This is a genomic window from Actibacterium sp. (assembly GCF_041584535.1).
Lineage (GTDB): Bacteria > Pseudomonadota > Alphaproteobacteria > Rhodobacterales > Rhodobacteraceae > Actibacterium_D.
This window is the reverse complement of sequence record NZ_JBFHDW010000276.1, coordinates 1-3,384: the sequence shown is the minus strand read 5'-3', so window position 1 is coordinate 3,384 and position 3,384 is coordinate 1. Positions and strand designations below refer to the sequence as shown.

Below are 3,384 nucleotides of genomic sequence, written 5' to 3'. Positions count from 1 at the left end.
GCGCCGGTGATCAGGATGTTTTTCATGGGTCTCTCTTTCAAACGGCGCGGGCCGGGCGGTTACAGGCTCAGATGCGCGGGCGGCAGGCCGGAAAGGACGCGCTCGTGCATCTGGGTGAACAGCGCCTCGGCGTCGCGGGCAAAGCGCGCGGTGTCAAACAGGCTGGCGGTGTCGCGGTTGGCGATCAGCCGCGCGGCATAGGCGGCACGGGTGTCGGCGTCAGTGGCCAGTTGCAGCGCCAGCGCCTCGTAATCCGCGGGGGTGGTGGTGATCAGCTCAGGCAGGCCAACGGCCTTCAGCGCGCTGGCCGCCACCCGACCGGCAAAGGTCTGACCCTGCAACGTCACCAGCGGCAGCCCCATCCACAGCGCATCGCTGGCGGTGGTGTGGGCATTATAGGGCAGGGTGTCGAGAAACAGATCGGCGTGGCGATGGCGGGCCAGATGATCGGCCTGACTGACGCGGCGGGCAAAGATCAGCCGGTCGCCGGACACGCCGCGCGCCTCGGCGTGCTGGCGCAGGCGCACATCGACCAGATCGTTCGAGCGGAACAGCCACAGCACGCTGTTCTCGACCTGGCGCATCAGCCGCATCCAGATGTCGAACACCTCGCCGGTGATCTTGTAGCTGCTGTTGAAGCAGCAGAACACGAACGCACCCTCGGGCAGATCACAGTCCTGACGCGACGGGCCGGGGTTTGAGACGACTTTGCGATTGTCGTTGACCTGATAACAGCCCGGCATCCACGCGACTTTCTCGGTGAAAAAGCGCTTGTTCTCGTCGGGGATCACCGTGGCATCGGCCAGCACGTAATCCATGTCCTCCATCCCCATGGTCGAGGGGAAGCCCAGATAGTTCACCTGAACCGGCGCGGCGCGATAGGTAAAGACGCCGGTGCGCTTGTTCGCGGTGTGGCCGTTAACGTCGATGGCAATGTCGATACCGTGCTCGCGCGCCAGACGGGCGATCTGGATATCCGACAGGGTGCGCACATCATGGAAGGCATCGACGCCCTTGCGGACGCGGTCGCGGATGTCGGGGTCGCGGTCGGGGCCAAAGGAATAGGCCGAAATCTCAAAACGCGACCGGTCATGCTGTTCGAACAGCCCCGAGATCAGATGCGTGGTCGGGTGGTTATGGAAATCGGCCGAGAAATACCCGACCTTGATCTTATCGCGACGCGGGCGCGCGGGGATCGGGCCCAGATCGGGGCGATGGCGCAACCCACGGGCATTGCCGACCGACACGATATGGTGGATTTCGGAATCGTCAAAGATGCCCAGCCACGCCCAGGGGTTCGGCAGGGCGCGCGGCTGACTGCCGCCTTTCAATTCGCGCTCGACGATCTCGCGATGCGGGGCAAGGGCCTGCCAATCGCAGATCCGCGCCAGACACAGCATCAGTTTCGAGCGAATTTCGAAATTGCCCGGCTCGTGGACCAGCGCCCGGTCATAGGCTTCGGCCGCCTCGTCAAAGCGCGACAGCGCCATGCGGGCATTGCCCAGATTGTTCAGCGCCGCCACATAGCCGGGATCGGCGGCAAGCGCGCGCTCGGCATAGCCGATGCAGTCCTCGAAACGGGCGGAGTCATGCGCCACGACCGCCAGATTGTTCAGCGCCGGCGCGCTGGCGGGGTTGATCGCGAGCATCCGTTCGAAGCAGGGGATGGCCTCGGCATAATTGCGGGTGGCAATATAGGTGACGCCCAGATTGTTCAGCAGGCCCATGTCTTCGGGCAGCAGTTCCAGCGCCCGGTGATAGGCGGCGATGGCGTCTTCGATCCGGTGATGGGTGCGCAGCAGATCAGCGCGGGCCTTGTGATAGCGACCGGTTTCCGGCGACAGACGACAAGCAGCCTCGATCGCGGTCAGCGACGCGGCGGCATCGCCGGAATAGGCCTCGGCATGGCACAGCGCATATTGCACGCCCGGCTCCAGCCAGAACTGTTTCGCCAATTCGCGGATCTGCACGATCTGCGGCGCGGCCAGCCCGGTTTGGATTTTCTTGTCCAGATCCTCAAGAACCTTCGCCAGCGCCGCGCGCTGTTCGGGAATGGCAACGCCAAGGCTGGCCAGCCCCTGTTTGGCGGCGGTGCTGTTGGGAAACTGGTTCAGGATCAGCTCGTACATCCGCCGGGCCTCGGCAATATTTCCGGCCGCTGCGCAGTCGCGGGCATAAGCGAGGGTTTCATCAACTGTCATAACAATCCGCGTCGTTTGAAAGAAAAGCACTGGTTTTTGACTGCGGCACCAATAGTCCGCCGTGCCGAAAATGTATAGGTCGCTGTAAACGGTTGAATGCCCGGTCCGGGCCAGTTTAGACAGAGACCGTCGTAGTATTGCAGGGCAGGTTATGAAAACAGTTATTATTCTTGGAACATGGAGCTCGGGCTCGACCGCGCTGACCGGTTATATCGAGCGTCTGGGTGCCTATACCTGCCCGCCGCATGTCATGACCTATGATGAGCGCACGCCGAACAGCCACGAATCCATCGAGTTCCGCAACGCCCTTGCCGCCCATGTTGACGAGCTGACGCTGAAACCGCTGCAACCGGCGCAGAACTTTAACACTTGGTTCAAACCCTGGCTGGCCGCCAAACAGGACGAGGCCGCCAAGGCCGGTCATTCGGTGATCGCGCTGAAACATCCGCTGAGCGCCTTCATGGTGCCGCAGATCGCCGAAGCCTGCGACCCGACCTTCATCGTCATCACCCGCCGGTTCGAGGCAATCGAGAAAACCCGGCTGCGGCGCAAATGGCATCAGGTCTACGGCGCCGCCGGGGCAGGGACCGTATATAGTTCGCTGTTCTCGGGCCTGATTCAGGCCCAGCGGTCCTATTACACCATCGCTTTTGATGATTTTTTGAGCAACCCCGAGGCCCGTCAGACCCTCAGATCACACCTGCCGCAAGAGCTGGCGACAGCCAATGTGCAAGACGCGGAAAACTGGCTGAAAATCTGAAACGACCCATTCCATATTTAGTGGATCGCTGTGGTTTCATGGCAATGGATAGAAATTGTCGCGTAATTTTTGCAAAAAATTGGTTGCACAGGCGCAAGTTCATCTGCTTTATCACAACGTGAGGAGGTGCGATCAATTTGTTCGCGCTAAAAAATAGTACATTTCAACGAGGGTATCGAAGTGAAACACACCAGGTTCAAATCATCGACGTCCAGTCTGGCGCTGGTAACAGCCGCCGCGATGGTCGCCGGTGTAATTGTTATCGCACCTACCACAGCAATGGCTGCCGATACGGTCGGTCTTGCCGCCGGCAACGCGGATAACCAGAGCGGCGCGCTGACCGTTTCGGGTAGCTTGACCGTTTCGGGCACAGTTGGCATTTCCGGCAACACAACCATTACCGGCACCTTGGGTGTTTCGGGC

General features: G+C 61.0%; 3 protein-coding genes. 2 read left to right on the top strand and 1 reads right to left on the bottom strand.

What is annotated here, in order from left to right; translation table 11 throughout:
- Nucleotides 1–59: 59 nt before the first annotated feature.
- A complete protein-coding gene (locus ABYW26_RS12230; protein WP_372605179.1) occupies nucleotides 60–2,201 on the bottom strand; it encodes a tetratricopeptide repeat protein in 2,142 nt (713 codons plus the stop codon).
- A 151-nt stretch (nucleotides 2,202–2,352) separates the two neighbouring features.
- On the opposite strand from ABYW26_RS12230, the gene ABYW26_RS12225 reads away from it, so the two are divergent.
- Together ABYW26_RS12225 and ABYW26_RS12220 are read left to right on the top strand one after the other, a co-directional pair.
- Nucleotides 2,353–2,961: a hypothetical protein gene (locus ABYW26_RS12225; RefSeq protein WP_372605178.1), complete on the top strand. Its 609-nt coding sequence runs from the start codon at nucleotides 2,353–2,355 to the stop codon at nucleotides 2,959–2,961.
- Nucleotides 2,962–3,141: 180 nt separating this feature from the next.
- Nucleotides 3,142–3,384: hypothetical protein (locus tag ABYW26_RS12220; protein ID WP_372605177.1), on the top strand; the 243-nt coding region annotated here is incomplete at its 3' end.